This is a genomic window from Roseibium sp., assembly GCF_965232425.1.
Classification (GTDB): domain Bacteria; phylum Pseudomonadota; class Alphaproteobacteria; order Rhizobiales; family Stappiaceae; genus Roseibium.
In genome coordinates, this window is record NZ_OZ246971.1 from 3,586,651 (window position 1) to 3,603,225 (window position 16,575).

Annotated in this window: 11 protein-coding genes; 6 read left to right on the forward strand and 5 right to left on the reverse strand. The window is 60.9% G+C overall.

Translation table 11 applies throughout. The features are described from left to right. The first annotated feature begins 71 nt into the window (after positions 1-71). From ACO08A_RS16460 to ACO08A_RS16470, 3 genes are read left to right on the forward strand one after another with little or no spacing between them, the layout of a single operon-like run. Positions 72-1,979, forward strand: a complete 1,908-nt coding sequence (locus ACO08A_RS16460) for a TRAP transporter permease (RefSeq protein ID WP_422037073.1) — start codon at positions 72-74, stop codon at positions 1,977-1,979. After that, the gene (locus ACO08A_RS16465) at positions 1,976-3,253 is read left to right on the forward strand and encodes a sulfatase (protein ID WP_422037074.1); all 1,278 of its coding nucleotides are present in this window, start codon (positions 1,976-1,978) and stop codon (positions 3,251-3,253) included. The genes ACO08A_RS16460 and ACO08A_RS16465 overlap by 4 nt, the downstream gene beginning before the upstream one ends. A gap of 26 nt (positions 3,254-3,279) precedes the next feature. Beyond that, positions 3,280-3,546, forward strand: coding sequence for a sulfatase/phosphatase domain-containing protein (locus tag ACO08A_RS16470; protein WP_422037075.1), 267 nt, complete (start codon positions 3,280-3,282; stop codon positions 3,544-3,546). A gap of 212 nt (positions 3,547-3,758) precedes the next feature. Here the strand turns inward: ACO08A_RS16470 and ACO08A_RS16475 are convergent, their stop codons facing one another. Further along, positions 3,759-7,454, reverse strand: coding sequence for a DNA/RNA non-specific endonuclease (locus ACO08A_RS16475; RefSeq protein ID WP_422037076.1), 3,696 nt, complete (start codon positions 7,452-7,454; stop codon positions 3,759-3,761). 907 nt (positions 7,455-8,361) lie between these two features. On the opposite strand from ACO08A_RS16475, the gene ACO08A_RS16480 reads away from it, so the two are divergent. Both ACO08A_RS16480 and ACO08A_RS16485 read left to right on the forward strand, forming a co-directional pair. Further along, positions 8,362-9,285: an N-acyl homoserine lactonase family protein gene (locus ACO08A_RS16480; RefSeq protein WP_422037077.1), complete on the forward strand. Its 924-nt coding sequence runs from the start codon at positions 8,362-8,364 to the stop codon at positions 9,283-9,285. A 241-nt stretch (positions 9,286-9,526) separates the two neighbouring features. Continuing rightward, the gene (locus ACO08A_RS16485) at positions 9,527-10,594 is read left to right on the forward strand and encodes a metal-dependent hydrolase (RefSeq protein WP_422037078.1); all 1,068 of its coding nucleotides are present in this window, start codon (positions 9,527-9,529) and stop codon (positions 10,592-10,594) included. On the opposite strand, the gene ACO08A_RS16490 is transcribed toward ACO08A_RS16485, so the two are convergent. Further along, entirely contained in the window at positions 10,591-11,625 is a 1,035-nt protein-coding gene (locus ACO08A_RS16490) for a zinc-dependent alcohol dehydrogenase family protein (protein WP_422037079.1), read from the reverse strand. The genes ACO08A_RS16485 and ACO08A_RS16490 overlap by 4 nt on opposite strands. Before the next feature lie 42 nt (positions 11,626-11,667). After that, positions 11,668-12,516, reverse strand: a complete 849-nt coding sequence (locus tag ACO08A_RS16495) for a TauD/TfdA dioxygenase family protein (protein WP_421979447.1) — start codon at positions 12,514-12,516, stop codon at positions 11,668-11,670. A gap of 143 nt (positions 12,517-12,659) precedes the next feature. Here ACO08A_RS16495 and ACO08A_RS16500 point away from each other — a divergent pair, with 143 nt between their 5' ends. Next, positions 12,660-13,559, forward strand: coding sequence for a LysR family transcriptional regulator (locus tag ACO08A_RS16500; protein ID WP_422037080.1), 900 nt, complete (start codon positions 12,660-12,662; stop codon positions 13,557-13,559). Between the two features lie 970 nt (positions 13,560-14,529). Here the strand turns inward: ACO08A_RS16500 and ACO08A_RS16505 are convergent. Further along, complete coding sequence (locus tag ACO08A_RS16505) at positions 14,530-15,435, reverse strand: alpha/beta fold hydrolase (protein WP_422037081.1); 906 nt, start codon at positions 15,433-15,435, stop codon at positions 14,530-14,532. Next, positions 15,436-16,515 (reverse strand): tartrate dehydrogenase, encoded by a 1,080-nt coding sequence (locus ACO08A_RS16510; protein WP_422037082.1) that lies wholly within the window; start codon positions 16,513-16,515, stop codon positions 15,436-15,438. Between the last annotated feature and the right edge of the window lie 60 nt (positions 16,516-16,575).

Consider the following 16,575-nt stretch of genomic DNA (forward strand, 5'->3'; position numbering starts at 1 on the left):
CGTGACTGCCGGGCGGCGGGCCACCGTCACCCGGCAGCGTCTCCGATCCCTTCAATAAGTGATGGTTTGTCATGACCGATGCGGCTTCTTCTGCCAGCGTCACGACCCGCCTGTTCGGCTTCGCAGCGGCGCTCAGCTGCCTCGCCCTGGGTCTGATCACGCTCTACAGTTCAGGCGTCGGCCTGATCGATCCCAAGCTGCACCGCGCCGCCGGGTTCGGGCTTGCCCTGATCGTCGCCGTCTCGGTCTCGCAGAAGCGGCGGGGCGGAACCACGCCGCTCCATCTCGGTCTCGATGTCGCCCTGATCATCGCCGGGCTCTGGTCGATCTGGTCGTTCTACTTCGTCCAGACCGAAATGGAGACCGCGCTTTATGACGTCACCAATCGCGACGCGTGGCCGGCGCTTGCCGGCCTGGTCGTGTTCCTGGAACTCTGCCGCCGGCTTTGGGGCTGGGGTCTTTTCTGTGTCGGCACGTTCGGCGTGGTCTATCTTCTCTTCGGGCAGGACCTGCCCGGCATCCTCGCCCATTCCGGCTTTTCGCTGAAGGAGGTCGCCGAGGCGCTCTGGTACAACACCAACAAGGGCGTGTTCGGCTCGATCACCAACATCGTGCTCAGCACGGTCTTCATCTTCATCATCTTCGGCGTGCTGCTGGAAGGCACCGGCGCGGGCGACACCTTGTTGAAATTCGCTTTTCTCGCCACGCGCCGCACGAGGGGCGGTCCGGCCCATGCGGCCATCCTGGCCTCGTCCATGTTCGGCACCATGTCCGGCTCGACCGTTGCCAACATAGTCGGCACCGGCACCTTCACCATCCCGATGATCAAGAAACGCGGCTTCTCGCCGACCTTCGCCGCCGGGATCGAGGCAACGGCCTCGTCGGGCGGACAGATCATGCCGCCGATCATGGGGGCCGCGGCCCTGGTGATGGCCGATCTCACCGGCGCGGGCTATCTCAACATCATCGTCGCCGCGCTGCTGCCGGCGCTCTTCTACTATTTCAGCCTGTTCGCCGCCGTCACGGTCGAGGCCCGCCGCCAGGGCATCGAGGTGCAGGAAATGACCGTCGACGACGAGATTACCCGGACAGACCTGATCAACTCGGTGCTGTTCATCGGGCCGATCCTGGTGGTCATCGGATCGCTTGTCGCCGGACTGTCCACCTCTGCCGCCGGCTTCTACGCAGTCGTGGTGCTGCTGGTGCTCTCGGTCATCAATCCGGAGGTGCGCGGCGATCCGGCCCGGCTCTGGAAGTCGTTCCTGAAAGGCGCTGAATCCGGGGCGACGCTGCTGATCGCGATTGCCGCCATCGGCATCCTCGTGGGCTCGCTCGACAGCACCGGCCTCGGCCTCAAGCTGGCCAATGTCATTGCCAGCATCCGCGGCGAAAGCCTGTTTTCGGCGCTGCTCGTCGCCATGGCCGGGGCGCTGATCCTCGGCATGGGCATGCCGACGCTGCCCGCCTACCTGATCATCATCCTGGTGATGGGGCCGGCGATCCAGGAACTCGGCGTTTCGATGCTGACCGCGCACATGTTCGTCTTCTACTACGGTGTCGCCTCGTCGCTGACCCCGCCGGTCGCGATTGCCGCCTATGCGGCAGCGCCGATCGCCCAGGCCAATCCGCTGATGACCGCGTTCATGTCGTTCCGGCTGGGCATGGCGAAATTCATCATTCCGTTCATCTTCGCCTTCTACCCGACGATCCTGATCATCGAGCAGTTCAGCCTGTTGCCGTTCCTTTGGATCGTTGCCCGCACGTGCTTCTGCATCTGGCTGTTCTCGTCGGCTCTGTCCGGTTACGACCGCCGCCGGCTGACCGTGCCGGAGATCGTGGTGCGCTTTGCCGCCGCGTTCGCCTGCCTTGCCACCGATCCGATGATCCACCTGCCCGCCATCGCCATCGGACTTGCGCTGATCGCGTTCGATATCCATGCCGGCCGGGCCAAAGCCGCGATGTCCGAGGCGCCGAAATGACCAAGAGACCCAACTTCCTGTTCATCATCACCGATCAGCACCGGGCCGATCACCTGGGCTGCTACGGCAACAGGATGGTGAAGACGCCCAATATCGACGGGATCGCGGCCGGCGGCACGCGGTGGGAGCGCTTTTATGTCGCCAACCCGATCTGCATGCCCAACCGGGCCTCGATCATGACCGGGCGCATGTGCTCGGTGCATGGCGCGCGCCACAACGGCATTCCCCTGTCGAAGGATCACACAACCTTTGTCGAACTCCTGCGCGATGCCGGGTACAGCACCGGCCTGATCGGCAAATCCCACCTGCAGAGTTTCACCGGCCTGCCCGCCACCAACCGCTTCGAGGCGCGGGACGGTTTGACCACCCCGTCGGCGCATCTGCGCGATGCCTACAAGAACAACCGCCATTCGGCGGATTATGATCTCGAGGTTGCCCCCAATTGGGAGACACCCCTGGCCGAGCGGCTGAAAGGGGATTTCTACGGCTTCGGCCATGTCGAGGTCGCCGCCGATCACGGCGACCAGGCCTCCGGCGACTATCTCCTGTGGGCGCGGGCGCAGACGCCGGATTTCGATCGCCTGACCGGTCCGGAAAACGCGCTGCCCGACAACCGCATCACCGCGCCGCAGGCCTGGCGCACCGCCGTGCCGGAAGAGCTTTATTCGACCTCGTGGATTGCCGACCGGTCGGAAGCGTGGCTTGCGGAACAGGCAACAAGTGACGCGCCGTTCTTCCTGCAGATGTCCTTCCCGGACCCGCATCACCCGTTCACACCGCCGGGGCGGTACTGGGACATGTACGACCCGGCCGAGGTGGCGCTGCCGGCCTCGTTCGGCAAGGGCGACCTGCCGCCGATCCGGGCCATGAAAGAGGCGATGGAGAAGGGCACCGATCCGCGGGACAACCAGAACCCCTTCGCCGTGACCGAAGACGAGGCGCGGGCCATCATCGCCCTGACCTACGGCATGATCACCATGATCGACGACGCCATCGGCCGGGTTCTCAAACGCCTTGAAACGCTTGGGCTGGCCGACAACACGGTCGTGATCTTCACCTCCGATCACGGCGACTACATGGGCGATCACGGCCTGATGCTGAAACTGCTGCTGCACTACCAGGGGATCATCCGCGTGCCGTTCCTCTGGCACGATCCGGCCCACCCGCAGCACAGCCCGGTCGACACGGGGCTGGCCTCGTCCATCGACATTGCTGCCACCGTCCTGGCCCGGGCCGGCATCCAGGCCTTCAACGGCTGCAGGGCCGGGACCTGATCACCACGGTGCCGCCGGAGGCGATCGTGGTGGAGGAAGACAGCCAGCGCACCATGACCGGCTTCGACCGCCCCCAGCGCGTGCGCACGGTCGTCACCGACCGCTACCGCATGTCCCTGCGCGCGGGCGAGGACTGGAACGAGCTCTACGACCTTGAGGCCGATCCGCACGAACTCACCAATCTCTACGACGCCCCAAGCGCCGCCGCCACCCGCCACACCGTCACCGAAACAATGCTCCGCCGTATGATCGACCTGCAGGATCGTGCGCCGCTGCCGGCGTACCGGGCGTGAGGGGGGGATCTGGTCGAGCACATGGTGTCGACCCTTCAGAAAGGTGCCGGGACACGGTTTGGGACCGAATGTTTGAGCACAATCCGGTCTGCGTTCGAGGCAGTTCCAGAACCTGGTCTCAGCGTCGAGCGCAACGGTTGCGCCACCGATGTTCGCCGACTGCTTGCGTATGACAGATCCATTGTCACCAGCACCAGATCTAGGGTCTGTTGCTAGAGCACGATGTCATCCACGCTGCGCAGCACCCTAATGCCGCTTGTTCCGCGCAAGCTCTCAGCGAGAGAAAGATCTTCCATGGCATCACGACCAGTGAGCCGGCCGAAGTCCAGATGCAGGTCGCGTTCCAAGTTGCGGATCTTCACTTGATAGACGCCAAATGCTCCAGCCGAAAAGCGTTCAGCGGGCAAATCATTCAAAAGACTCTCCTGGCCAATACGGAAAGCGTGAGCCCTCAGGCGGCCATTGTCGCAGCTGAGGACGATTTTCCAGAAGGCTTGCGGGATCTGGAGACCTCGATGGCTTGGATCATCGGTGGAAAAGACCGGCCCATTGAAGATGGAAACACGACCATCGCGTGCCTGTGCGGCCACATGGTTCTCCAGTTGGCCCCACAAAAGCCACTCCTGTTCCAGGCTGCTCCGATTGTAGACTTTGTGCTGCGGGGCAATGTTCGTCCAAAAATAGGTGTCGTGATCGGCGCGAATGGCGGCGTCCCGTGTCTTTCCCCATGCCCCGTCTGCGCGACGGAACAGATGTCCACGATCGAGATCGTTGCTTTTGTAAAAATCATTGTTGGCTTGATGTTCGCTGCCAATCCGCGGGTCCAGGCTCCACGGTTCCTTGTCACGGGTTGCTCTTTTGCGAGCACTGGCATCGAAGTTGCCTGCCGACACAAAGGCCAGGCGGCGTTCCTTGCACATGAGCACGCTGTAATGGTCGTAAGTCAGCTCGGAGCCGTTTCCGTCAAGGCGTTGAACCAGGTTGTAAGGTGAGGTGTTCAAGAGCTTCGGCATTTCGACTCGTTCGCACAGGAAACTGCGGTCAAATCCCAACCGGTCCGCAAGCTCTTCCGGTCTGTACCGCCGTTCGGAGGCGATTGAGAAAGGTTCGCGAGGGGGGGTGACGACTGTTGAAACGGCCTCCGGTCCGTGGCCACCAAGCCGAACGGTCACTTCAAGCGGGACGGAAATTTGAAACCGTTGCTCTCCGCTTTCAGCTCGAGTTTGCATGTTCCCGGAGCTGTATTCATTGGCCGACGAAGCATCGTTGCCGGATGCCGGCATGGGTTCCGGGTGACGAGTCTTGTCGCTTTCATCGCTGTTGATGTATGGGTCCGGCACCCTTGGACGCATGTGGGCGAATGCCCCGTTCCTGCCGGCATTGCGTCCGATCTTCAGAATACGCTCCAGATATTCTATTTCCTTCGGTGACTGCGAAGCATTTTGCGCTGCCTCAAGATGCCGAATGATCTTTGAGATCCGAATACCCTGGTTGGCCCGCCAATAGATATTCTTTTGCATATGAGGATTGGCCTTGAGGTCGGCGACACTGCGATATGTCACCATATCATCCATCAGATAGTCACCGGCCTCATTGCGTTGTGGAACACCTGAATGGTGCAATCCGATCACCTCCCAGCGATCGCTGAAGACAGGCGACCCTGACGAGCCCTGAAGCGTATCGCCTGTGTATTGAAGCACATTATCGCGCAGGTGGCCCGTGGCTGTCGTATTGGCTGGCGTCGTTTCTGGCAGCGGCAGCATTTTGCTTTCGCGAAACACAACTTCCTTGAGGCGGCCTTGCGGGTGCTGGATAATATTGACCGGACCTTCAGCGCGCGCCTTTCCCAGAACATCCATCACCGGTATGTATCCATACGTGCTCAAGGAGGCGTTGTTGGTGAGGGAGTTCGGTGCCACCGCGACGACACTAAAGTCGAGCTCAGCATTGGTGACAAAGAACTGATCCGGCAGCAGATGGAATTCGTGCGAGGGCAGCGTGCCTTCGCTGAAGCGCAACTCATAATCCATCTGCACCATGGATCTGCGGGCTTCCTCCATTGTCGGCAGCACATGGTGGTTCGTTATCAAGATGCCTGGCGCAACCAGGAAACCGGTTCCGAAGCCGCTTTGCGGCGCGTGTTTGTATGTGATCCTGCCGACGCTTCGCAGAACGATAGGCGCACGCTTCAAATACTTGACGGAGACAAATTCTTCAAAGTCTCCAACGATACGTTCATTGTTTATGCCATCCAGACCACTTTCCATCGTGCTGAGCGTTTCAGCGATAGCAGTCGGGACTTGCAGTGTCGGGTCTTCCTCAATGATCCGCTTAACCTCATCTGCCAAACGCTTGGTGTAGAGCTGTTGCCGCTCTTTCGGCTCGGCTTTCAGAGAGGCACCGACACTTGCATGCTTCTCGCTTGCGATGCGCCGCTCCTCATTGATTTCCCAAACATCAACGGCGTTCTCCAGGGCGCCGATGGGGTATCCTGCGATTTTGTCGATGAAGCTCGTCGCACCAGCGTCCGTTGCAGTTTGAGTATAGCGTTCGCTGAAGATTGCGGATTGCGGTCCGGGAATATTCGCTGAATCGCTTGACTGAGATTTTTTGACGGCTGCCCCCTCGATATCGGTGGACATCATCGATTGATGTCCGCCGCCAACGAATTGACCAAGGATATCATTCTCGGTCATTTCTCCGGCTGAAGGCATCTGATTGTCGATCTGGGTACGAAGTTCAGCGCTCGCAACACCAGTCGCTGTTGCGCCTTCGCTCGCCAGACTGGTCAGTGAAGCCGGTGGCCTTGTAGGCAAGACATCCGTTTTTTTCTCAGCAATCAGATCTTTTACGGCATCAATAACGTCGCCTTGATTGGCCAACCAGCCGTGTTCACCCTCCACGTAGTAGCGCGGAACATCGCCCATTTCGGCGAGGTCCCTTGGGACCGTACCGTCACCGTCGAAGCTACTGAAAAAGGTAAACCCACTTTCGCTCAACTGAGCTGACTGCACTGTTGATTGGTTGATACCTATGATCTGATAAAACCGAGTGTCAGGTGCGGCTAGGCTGGCACGGTTTTGATCCGCATTCTGCAGGGTCACCGCTGTCGGAGCAGCACCCCCGGAAGGCCAGCCAGCTGGAGTGAAGAAGGGTTCACTAGGCCGACGATCGGGCGACGGCATCATCTCCACCAGACCAGGAAAATGCCGGATGATATCCTTGGCAAGTTGTTGTGGCGTGTGAATTTGGTCAATCTTGCCTATCGCCCTCAGCATTTTGCTTGTTAAGGCAAAGACCTCGACAGGTGAATAAGAGCCGTAGTTCGGCGTGCCGATGGTCACGACCTGCTCAACGAGTGACTTGTTTTGATCAAGGTCGGCAACGGCTCGTGCAACCAACCCACCCATACTGTGGCACACCAAGATGGCATTGCTGACACCGTCCGCTTGAATTCTTGCGTGTGCCCGACGCCCAAGCTCCGCAACGGTCAATCGCCAGTCATATGGCATCTCAGTCACTCTGTAACCGGCAAGCCGCAGACTGAACTTTAGCTTCAAATAAGGGGGTTGAATCACACCGGACGCATAGATTTCGCGTGAGTTGTCGCTGAGCTTCAGTTTCTTGAGCCCACCCAGAGGAATTTCCTTCGGATCGAGCCAGATAAGGTCATCCAGCAGAAACCTGCGCGCCGAGAGTCTCGAGCCCATAATCCCAGGCAGTACGTAGACGTGCTTTCGCGCTCTTTCACTTGCAAGGAAAGAAGCGCTCTCATCTTGAGAAATCCGATTGAGTTCATCAGCTAGCGGTTTCAACTCATTAAATAACTCGTCGCCAAGATAGGCGCGTAATACTGGTTCATTTTCGCCGGATAGCAAATTTTTTTCAATATCACCAATACTATGCATTAGTCTCGCTCCCAAGATTTAAAAATTATCTATCCTGCCTCTACGGTAATTTTCTTGCTGGATTGGCCTTTCTTCGGATGGCAAAATCGATGCTGGAATCAGATTCGCGCGGAAAATCACGATTCTTTTCAATCACTTGATATTTGCAAACAAAACTGTGGCATCGACACCGTCGCATTCAATCAAGGTAGTATACTCAATTTGTGCAATTTATGCGACATTATTCGAAATAAATTCGTCCTTTCTGTGTTTTCTTGGATTTATGCAAAGCGTTGGCACTGACCTCCCAACCTCCGACAACGGGTGGATATTGCTTGGCTGCGTAGATCACTCAATGACGCAGAATTCGCTCGCCGATTCCGATTTGTTGAGGCTCATGGCGTTTCAAATTGGTTTTCAAGATGACAGTGGATCGCTGAAATCAGCCGGAATGCGCGCCGACTTGACCGGGCGCCAATCAATCACATCCTAACTCTCTGGAAAAACTCCGGTCGTTCCAACAAAAGTGCTTAAAGCTTCCATCCGGAGCCGCACGAGCGGCCGGTCATTGACCGCCTCACAATTCGTGGCCGTCGCAGGTTGAGATCGACCCTACACCCCCTTCTATCCACGGGCGCCCTCTAGACCAGACGATCCGTGATGACCGTCAAGTCCGGCGATGTCGGCCCGTCCAAGACCCTCAGGTGTTTCAGAGATCGCCCTCGTTTCTCACAACCGACCCCCCAAGAACCGTCCCACATTTCCGCTACGTGACCCTCCCCTGACCAAGATCAAGGCGGTGCGGGGTTTCTGATGCTACTCAGCCGGGCGTGCCGGGTTTGGCGGTGGAGGGACCGTTGCGACGGTTCTGCCTGAGCGCGCCGGTGCAGGAGGTTTGATCGCGCAACAGTCTTCCGGGGGATTTGTCATGGGTGATGCGCATGCCGATTTGCCGACAGAAGGGGCCGGGCTCGAGCCGCCGATTGCCGCGGTGCGGGTGCTCAATGGCGGCCGGGCGGAGCAGCACCGGGAGCATCGCTTCGGCAGCCGGATGCCGAGGCTCTGGTGGGTGTTCTTTTCCAAAGAGTGGGTGCCGCTGCCGCTGCAGTTCTTCCTGATCGCGCACCGCGACGGACCGATCCTGTTCGACACCGGCATCGATCCGGCGATCACATGGGACAAGGGTTATATCTCGCAGGCCATCGGCCGTTTCCTGCTGCCGCACATCTTCCGGTTTGACCTCAGCGAAGCGGACCGCATCGACCATGTCCTGGAAAGAGCGGGCGTTTCTGCAGGCGACATAAGGACAGCGGTGATTTCGCATCTTCATTTCGACCACACCGGCGGGATCGCGCAGATCCCGCAGGCGGATCTGCTGGTGAGCGAGCGGGAGTGGTCGATCCTGTCGGAGCCCCACCCGGAGCGGGAATGGATCCTGCGCGAGCATCTGGAAATCCCGTCGGCGAAGTGGCGGCAGATCCGGTTTTCACCCACCGAGGATCCGCTTTTCGACGGCTTTAACGGGATCCATGATGTTCTGGGGGACGGATCGATGATCCTCCTGCCGACGCCGGGACACACCAGGGGGTCGCTGTCAATGTTGATCCGCCAGGCGGGGTGGGACCCGATCCTGCTGGTCGGCGACCTGACCTACGAGGCTGCTCTTCTGGACCAGGACGTTGTTCCGGGCGTCGGGGAGGCAGAGGTCCTGCGCGCGTCGTTTGCCAAGGTGCGCGCGCTGAAAAAGCGGCTGCCAAATCTCGCGATCGCCGCCTCGCATGATTTCGCCGCGGCGGAGATTGTCGCGCGCGCAACGGGCAATCCACCGGAGCGGAACGAGACGCGCGACTGAGCGAACGTATCCGGTCCTGAAGGCGGCGCGGTCCGGGGCTCGTTGGGTTTGTCAGAACCTTGGTGGTATTATTTGATTTTTCGGAAGAGTGTTTCCGTGTTCTTCCGGATTATCAGGGCGAAAAGACATTTTATCTGGTGTCCTGACCCTGGTGCGCAGAAATTCGCGCGCGTGTTGTCGCCCTGGGTCGGGTGAACGTCTTTCCACCTTTCAATTCGAATGTCCGGAGCACGCAGACAGAATGGATTCGCTGACACAGTTTGCCCTCGGTGCAGCCCTTTCCGCGGCGTGTCTCGGCTCGAAGACGGGACCGAGAAAGGCAGCGCTGATCGGCGGGGTGATCGCAACGCTGCCGGATCTGGATGTCCTGATCCCGTTCGAGACGCGGATCGATCAATATGTCTATCACCGTGGCTGGTCGCATTCGTTCTTCATTCATGTGCTTGCAACGCCGGTCATCGGCGAGGTGCTGGTTCGGGGTTTCAATTCTCTCAAGCACCACCGCGCACTTGTCTGGATGACCGTTTTCCTGTGTCTGACAACCCATGCGCTGCTCGATGCGATGAACGCCTACGGCGCGCGGATTTTCTGGCCGTTTCATCCCGATCCCGTCGGGACGGGATCCGTCTTCATCATCGATCCCGTCTTCACCGTTCCATTGCTTGCCGCTGTCGTCTGGGCGCTCGCCAGCGGCAAATGGTCAAAGGGGTTGAGCAGGTTCCTTGCCGGATCACTTGTCTTCAGCGCCGGGTATCTGGTGTGGGGCCTTGCCGTTCAGGCCTACATTCATGATCGGGGGAAAGCGATATTTGCCGCGAAGGGCCTGGACGTCAAAAACGTGAAGACCGTGGTCACGCCCTTCAACACGCTGCTGTGGCGTGTCATCGGCCAGGCGGACGGCCAGTATCACAATCTCTATGTGTCGCTGTTCGACGGGGACGAAGACGCAATTGTCTATTCGCACGCCTATGACGCGTCGCTCGTCTCCTGCGTCGCCGACGATCCGGAGTACCGCAAGATGCTCTGGTTCAGCGACGGCTTCGTCCGGACCGATCTCATCGACGGCAGGATTGTCGCCTCGGATTATCGCCTTGGCCTGTCGCCAACCTACATTTTCCGCTTCGCGATCGCGGACTACGCGGATGGCGCGGCCCGAAAGATAACGCCCGAGCCGATCGTGCCGAGCATTTCGAATGCGGGCACGGAATTCGGCTGGCTGGGAACCCGGATGTCGGGACAGCGCATGATCCGGGCGTCCGAGCAGGAGCTTGTAAAACAGACCAACGCGAACCAGGTTGCCGGATGCTAGGCGCTAAAATCCGTGATAACCGCCGTGCCCGGTGACGTCGGGCCGTGCATGGCGCGGAGTTCCGCGCTGGCGGCGGAAAGGGGGACTTCGCGGGCGACGATCGGGCGGATGTCGACTGCGCCGCGTTCGATCATGTCGAGAAGGCGGGGGTATTTCCACGACGGCATGCCACGGGTGCCGTAGAAGGCAAGCTGCTTGGTGTAGATGGCGCGCATGTTCACCTCCATCCGGCCACTGCCCGAGGGCATGCCGACCTGGACGTGGCGGCCGAGAAGAGCGAGGCACTCGAGCGAGGCATTGGTCGTCGCCTCGATCCCGAGCGCCTCGATGGAGACCTGCGCGCCGCCGCCGGTGATCTCGCGGATCCTTGCCGCGACATCGCCTTCGGACGCGTTCACCGTGGCATCCGCACCGTATTGCCGGGCGTAGTCCAGCTTCTCCTCGACGATATCGACGACGACGACCCGAGCGCCAAGCATCTTGGCCAGCAGCAGGACGGAAAGGCCGATGCCGCCGGTTCCGTGAACGGCGACCCATTCCCCGGCCGTGACGGCGGCCCGGTCGGTCAGCGCGTGCCAGGCGGTCGTGACCCGGCAGCCGAGACCTGCGGCCAGCGCCGGCGACAGCCACTCCGGCAGGCGCACGAGATTGTGGTCGAACGGCACGGCGACATATTGCGCATAGGCACCCGGTGTGCCGAAGCCCGGCACGATCTGGTCCGGGCAGGTGTTGGAAACACCCGTCTGGCAGGCGGGGCAGCGGCCGCAACTGAGGATGAACGGGGCGATCAGCCGGTCGCCAACGGCATATTGGGCGTTCGGGCCCGCTTCGACGACGGTGCCGCAATATTCGTGGCCGAGGATCGACCCGCTGACGACCTTCGGATGTTCGCCGGTCCAGCCGTGATAGTCGGAACGGCAGACGCCGCAGGCGGCGACCTCCAGCACCACGCCGTTATCCGGGCAGGCCGGATCGGCGACCGTCTCGATGACAAGATCCTCGTTGAATGTCCGAACGACCGCCGCGCGCATTCCGCCGCCCCCCTTGCTTCAGGCCGCTTTTCAGGCCAGCTCTCAGACCGGCCGTTCTCCCTTGACGGTGACACGGCGGCCCTTGCGCTCCTCCGGCCAATAGTCCCAGATCGCGCGGTGCATGCAACAGCGATTGTCCCAGAAGGCCATGTCGTTCAGCGACCAGCGGAAGCGGATCTGGTAGTTGATGTGCTCGGCATGCTGGAACAGCATCTCGAGGATCGCGTCGCTTTCATGGTCCGACAGGCCCATGATGCGGGTTGTGAAGGTCCGGTTGACGAAGAGCGACTTGCGGCCGGTCTCCGGGTGCGTGCGCACGATCGGGTGCACCGCCTCGGGGCATTCGATGTCCGCATCCTTGCGGCCCCGGTCACTATAGCGGCCCTTGTAGATGTGCTCCGAACTGTGCAGCGCGGAGAGCCCGCCGAGCATCTCCTTCACCGGGTCCGACAGATCGTCATAGGCGGCATACATGTCGCTGAACATGGTGTCGCCGCCGCAGGGCGGCAGGATGTTGATCTGCAGCATGGTGCCGAGCGGGGGCGTCTCGTCGCAGGAGACGTCGGAATGCCAGAACTCGCCATTCGCCACCTTGGAGTCCTTGGTGGCGTGGATTTCGAAGATCTCCGGGTAGCCTTCCATCGTCGGTGCGGCCGGGTGCGCATGCAGCGGGCCGAAGCGCTTGCCGAAGGCGATGTGCTGCGCGGGCGGGATTTCCTTCTGCTCCTTGAAGAACAGGACCTGGTAGCGGAAGAAGGCGTCGCGGATCTCGTCGAACTGATCGTCCGGCACGGGCTCGCTCAGATCCACCCCGTAGATCTCCGCGCCGAGGTTCGGGGCAAAGGGTTTGGCAGTGATCAGCTGGTAATCGTTTGTTCTCGGAGCGACCATCGGGAGCCTCGTGTTATCCGGCGTGTTTGAGATTGGCCGCGACCATAATCATAAAATCAAATTGATAAAAACGATTTTTCCTTTATCAAAACACAAGAAAAACTTTATCAGAATAAGCCCTTTGCCCGGCCAGGAGACCATTCATGAGCATTCGCGCGCTGCGCACGCTTCTGTCGATCCATCACCACGGCAGCTTTCGTGCTGCGGCGGAGGCGGAGAACCTGACGCCGTCCGCCGTCAGCCTGCAGATGCGTACCCTGGAGGAGGCGTGGGACCTGACCCTGTTCGACCGCTCCCTGAGGACGCCGAAGCTGACGGAGACAGGACTTGCGCTGGTGGGCGAGGCGGAGATGGTCATTGCCGCCTATGACGGTCTGGCCGACCGGGTGTCGCCGAAGGACGAGATTTCCGGCGAGCTGATCCTGGGCGCGGTTCCGACAACGCTCACCGGGCTGGTGCCGCTCGCGCTGTCGGAATTGAAAAAGCGGCATCCGGGCATTCGTGTGCGCATTGTCCCTGGGCTGTCGAACCAGCTGCTTTCCCAGATCGATCGCGGTCAGATCCATGCGGCCGTCATCTCGCGCCCCGACCTGCTCTCAAGGTCGATGCGTTTTTCAAGGCTCGCCGAGGAGGTGCTGGTTCTGCTGGTTTCGCAGACGACGGAAGATCTCTCCCCGGAGGCGCTGCTGCGTTCCCGCCCGTTCATCCGCTTCAACCGGGACGCGGTGGTGGGAAGGCAGATCGAAACCTGGCTGCAGAACAGCTCCATCCCGGTCCATGACGCGATGGAGCTGGAAAGCCTGGAGGCGATTTCCAGCATGGTCGCTGCGGAGCTCGGGATCTCCATCGTGCCGCAGCGCTGCATCCGCGAAAGCGGCCGCCTGCCGCTGAAGACGCTGTCGCTTGGCGACAACAGCCCGAGCCGGGTGCTGGGTCTGGCAAGCCGGGACGGCTCGCCCCGGACCGGCCTTGTCAGCGCTGCGGAAGCCGCCCTTCTGGAAGCCGTCGCGATCGGCGAGTTCACGATTGCGCCGTCACGGTGAGGGGGATGTGAGTCTGCCGGAAGCACGATGCCGTATTGCGCGCGTCCGGGAGCGGTCCCGGAGGTGTCGGTTCCGGTCTGCTCCTCATCCTGAGGTGCGGAGCGAAGCGAAGCCTCGAATGATGGGCCGCGCACACATGCCTGCCGCCATCCTTCGAGACGGACCTTCCGGTCCTCCTCAGGATGAGGCTCTGGGACTGGTCAAGTCTGTTCGGACCGCACCCACCGGCGTTATCCCGGACTTGATCCGGGATCCATTCCACGTTGCGGCGGATGCGTGAGCCGGGGGCAGGGGTGGGCGGTTGCGTCGTGCTTGCGAAACTCCTGCTCTGGAAACGAGTGGATCCCGGATCTCCGCTGCGCTGCGTCCGGGATGACGGTGGAGGGGCGTATGACCGGTAGCGCCAACTCACCTCATCCTGAGGCGCGCAAGCGTGTGTCTCGAAGGGGGCACACGGTATTGTCCTCTAGCAGATCCTTCAATACAGGCCTGAGGTCTTTCTCAGGATGAGGGTGTTGTTCTTGTCGTTCTCAAGCCGCACGCCGGACCGCACCCAACGGCGTCATCCCGGACTTGATCCGGGATCCAATCCACGCTGCGGCGGATGCGTGAGCCGGGGGCAGGGGTGGGCGGTTGCGTTGTGCTTGCGAAACTCCTGCTCTGGAAACGAGTGGATCCCGGATCTCCGCTGCGCTGCGTCCGGGATGACGGTGGAGGGGCGTATGACCGGTAGCGCCAACTCACCTCATCCTGAGGCAGCGCAAGCGGGCGTCTCGAAGGATGGGCCGCACGGTATTGTCCTCTAGCAGATCCTTCAAGACAGGCCTGCGGCCTTCCTCAGGATGAGACTGTCTCTGCCTTCGTCTGGCAGTGGCGGAGAGATGGCCAATTGCAGCCTCTGCCGGACGACAATTCCGAACAAGGGTCCGTCGCGCGGTTCAATTGCCTTTTGAGACCCGGCAGCAGCCGATCAGGTGTGCGCCGGACGGCCGGACAGGAACGCCAGCAGCCTTGCCGTCAATTCGTCGGGGGCTTCCTCAGGGATGGCGTGGCCACAGGGGAGCGCACAGCCGGTCACGTTGTCCGCCTTTTCCTGCCAGGTCGAGATCACATCGTAAAGTTCGCCGACAACGCTTTTTGCGCCCCAGAGCGCGAGAAGCGGCGCGGCTACGCGGTGGTGCGCGTCGGCTTCGTCGTGTTCCAGGTCGATCGTGGCCGAAGCGCGGTAGTCCTCGCAGATCGCGTGGATCGTTTCCGGGTTGCGATAGGTTCTGAGATATTCGGCGATGGCGTCCTCGCCGACCGCGCCTTCTGTCCTGACCTGGCCGGAAATGTGGCGCCGCAGGAAATATTCCGGGTCACCGCCGATCATCCTTTCGGGAAAATCATGGGGCTGGATCAGGAAGAACCACCAGAAGTATCTCGTGGCGAATTCCTTGTCCGTCTGCGCATACATCGTGCGTGTCGGGGCAATGTCGAGAACGGAAAGGCGCTCCACCGCGTCCGGAAAATCGAGCGCCAGCCGGTGCGCAACGCGGCCTCCGCGATCATGGCCGATGACGGAAAACCGCTCGTGGTCGAGGCTTTCCATCAGCGCGATCTGGTCTCCGGCCATCACCCGCTTGGAATAGGGCAGGTGCTCGGCATCGCTCCCGGGCTTGCCGCTGTCGCCGTAGCCGCGCAGATCCGGGGCGATCACCGTATATCCGGCGGCGGCAAGCCGTGTCGCGACCTTGCGCCAGACAATGTGTGTCTGCGGATGGCCGTGAAGCAGCAGGACAGGCGGGCCTTCACCTGCGCAGGCATAATTGATGTCGACGCCGGGCAGGTTCGCCGTCTTCAGTGCAAACCCCTGGAGGAAGCGTGATGCGGTCATCTAAGGGGTTTCCATAACCGCGTCTGCAATCGCGGTCCCGCAGGTCTTCGTGTCCGCCGGGCCACCGAGATCGGGTGTCCTGAGAGCCTGTTCGGACAGCACGCGTTCGATCGCCGTAACAATCGCCTGGCTCGCCTCGCCCGCTCCAAGGTGATCGAGCATCATGGCCGCCGCCCAGATCTGGCCGACCGGGTTGGCGATGCCCTTTCCGGCAATGTCGGGCGCCGAGCCGTGGACCGGTTCGAAGAGCGAAGGGTATGTGCCTTCCGGGTTGATGTTGCCCGAGGGGGCGATGCCGATCGTGCCCGTGCAGGCGGGGCCAAGGTCGGACAGGATGTCGCCGAACAGGTTGGAGGCGACGACGACATCGAACCAGTCGGGGTGCAGCACGAACTGGGCCGTCAGGATGTCGATGTGATACTTGTCGACCTTCACGTCGGGATAATGTGTCGCCATCTCGGCGACCCGTTCGTCCCAATAGGGCATGGTGATGGAGATGCCGTTCGACTTGGTCGCCGACGTCAGGCGTCCGCCGCGCTGTTCGGCAAGGTTGAAGGCATATTTCAGGATCCTGTCGACGCCGGTGCGGCTCATCACGGTTTCCTGCATGACGATTTCGCGATCGGTGCCGGGGAACATCTTGCCGCCGATCGAGGAATATTCGCCCTCGGTGTTTTCGCGCACGATCATCATGTCGATGTCGCCGGGCTTGCGATTGGCGAGCGGCAGCGGCACGCCCGGCATGGCGCGCGCCGGACGCAGGCTGACATACTGGTCGAATTCCCGCCGGAACTGGATCAGCGATCCCCAGAGCGAGATGTGGTCGGGCACAATGTCCGGCCATCCGACCGCGCCGAAGAAGAGTGCGTCGCTCGCGCCCAGCCGTTCCTTCCAGTCAGGCGGCATCATCTCGCCGTGTTTCACGTAATAGTCGGCGGAGGCGAAATCATGCTCGATGAACTCGAAGCCGAGGTCGAATCGCTTTTGCGCCGCGTTCAGGACACGCAGTCCCTCGGGAACGGTTTCCTTGCCAATGCCGTCGCCGGGGATGACCGCTATGTTCCAGCTGTTTTGCGCCATTTTCATTCTCTTCCAGGTGGTTTGATTGCCGGGCAACGTGGCACTTCGGGCAAACGGTGT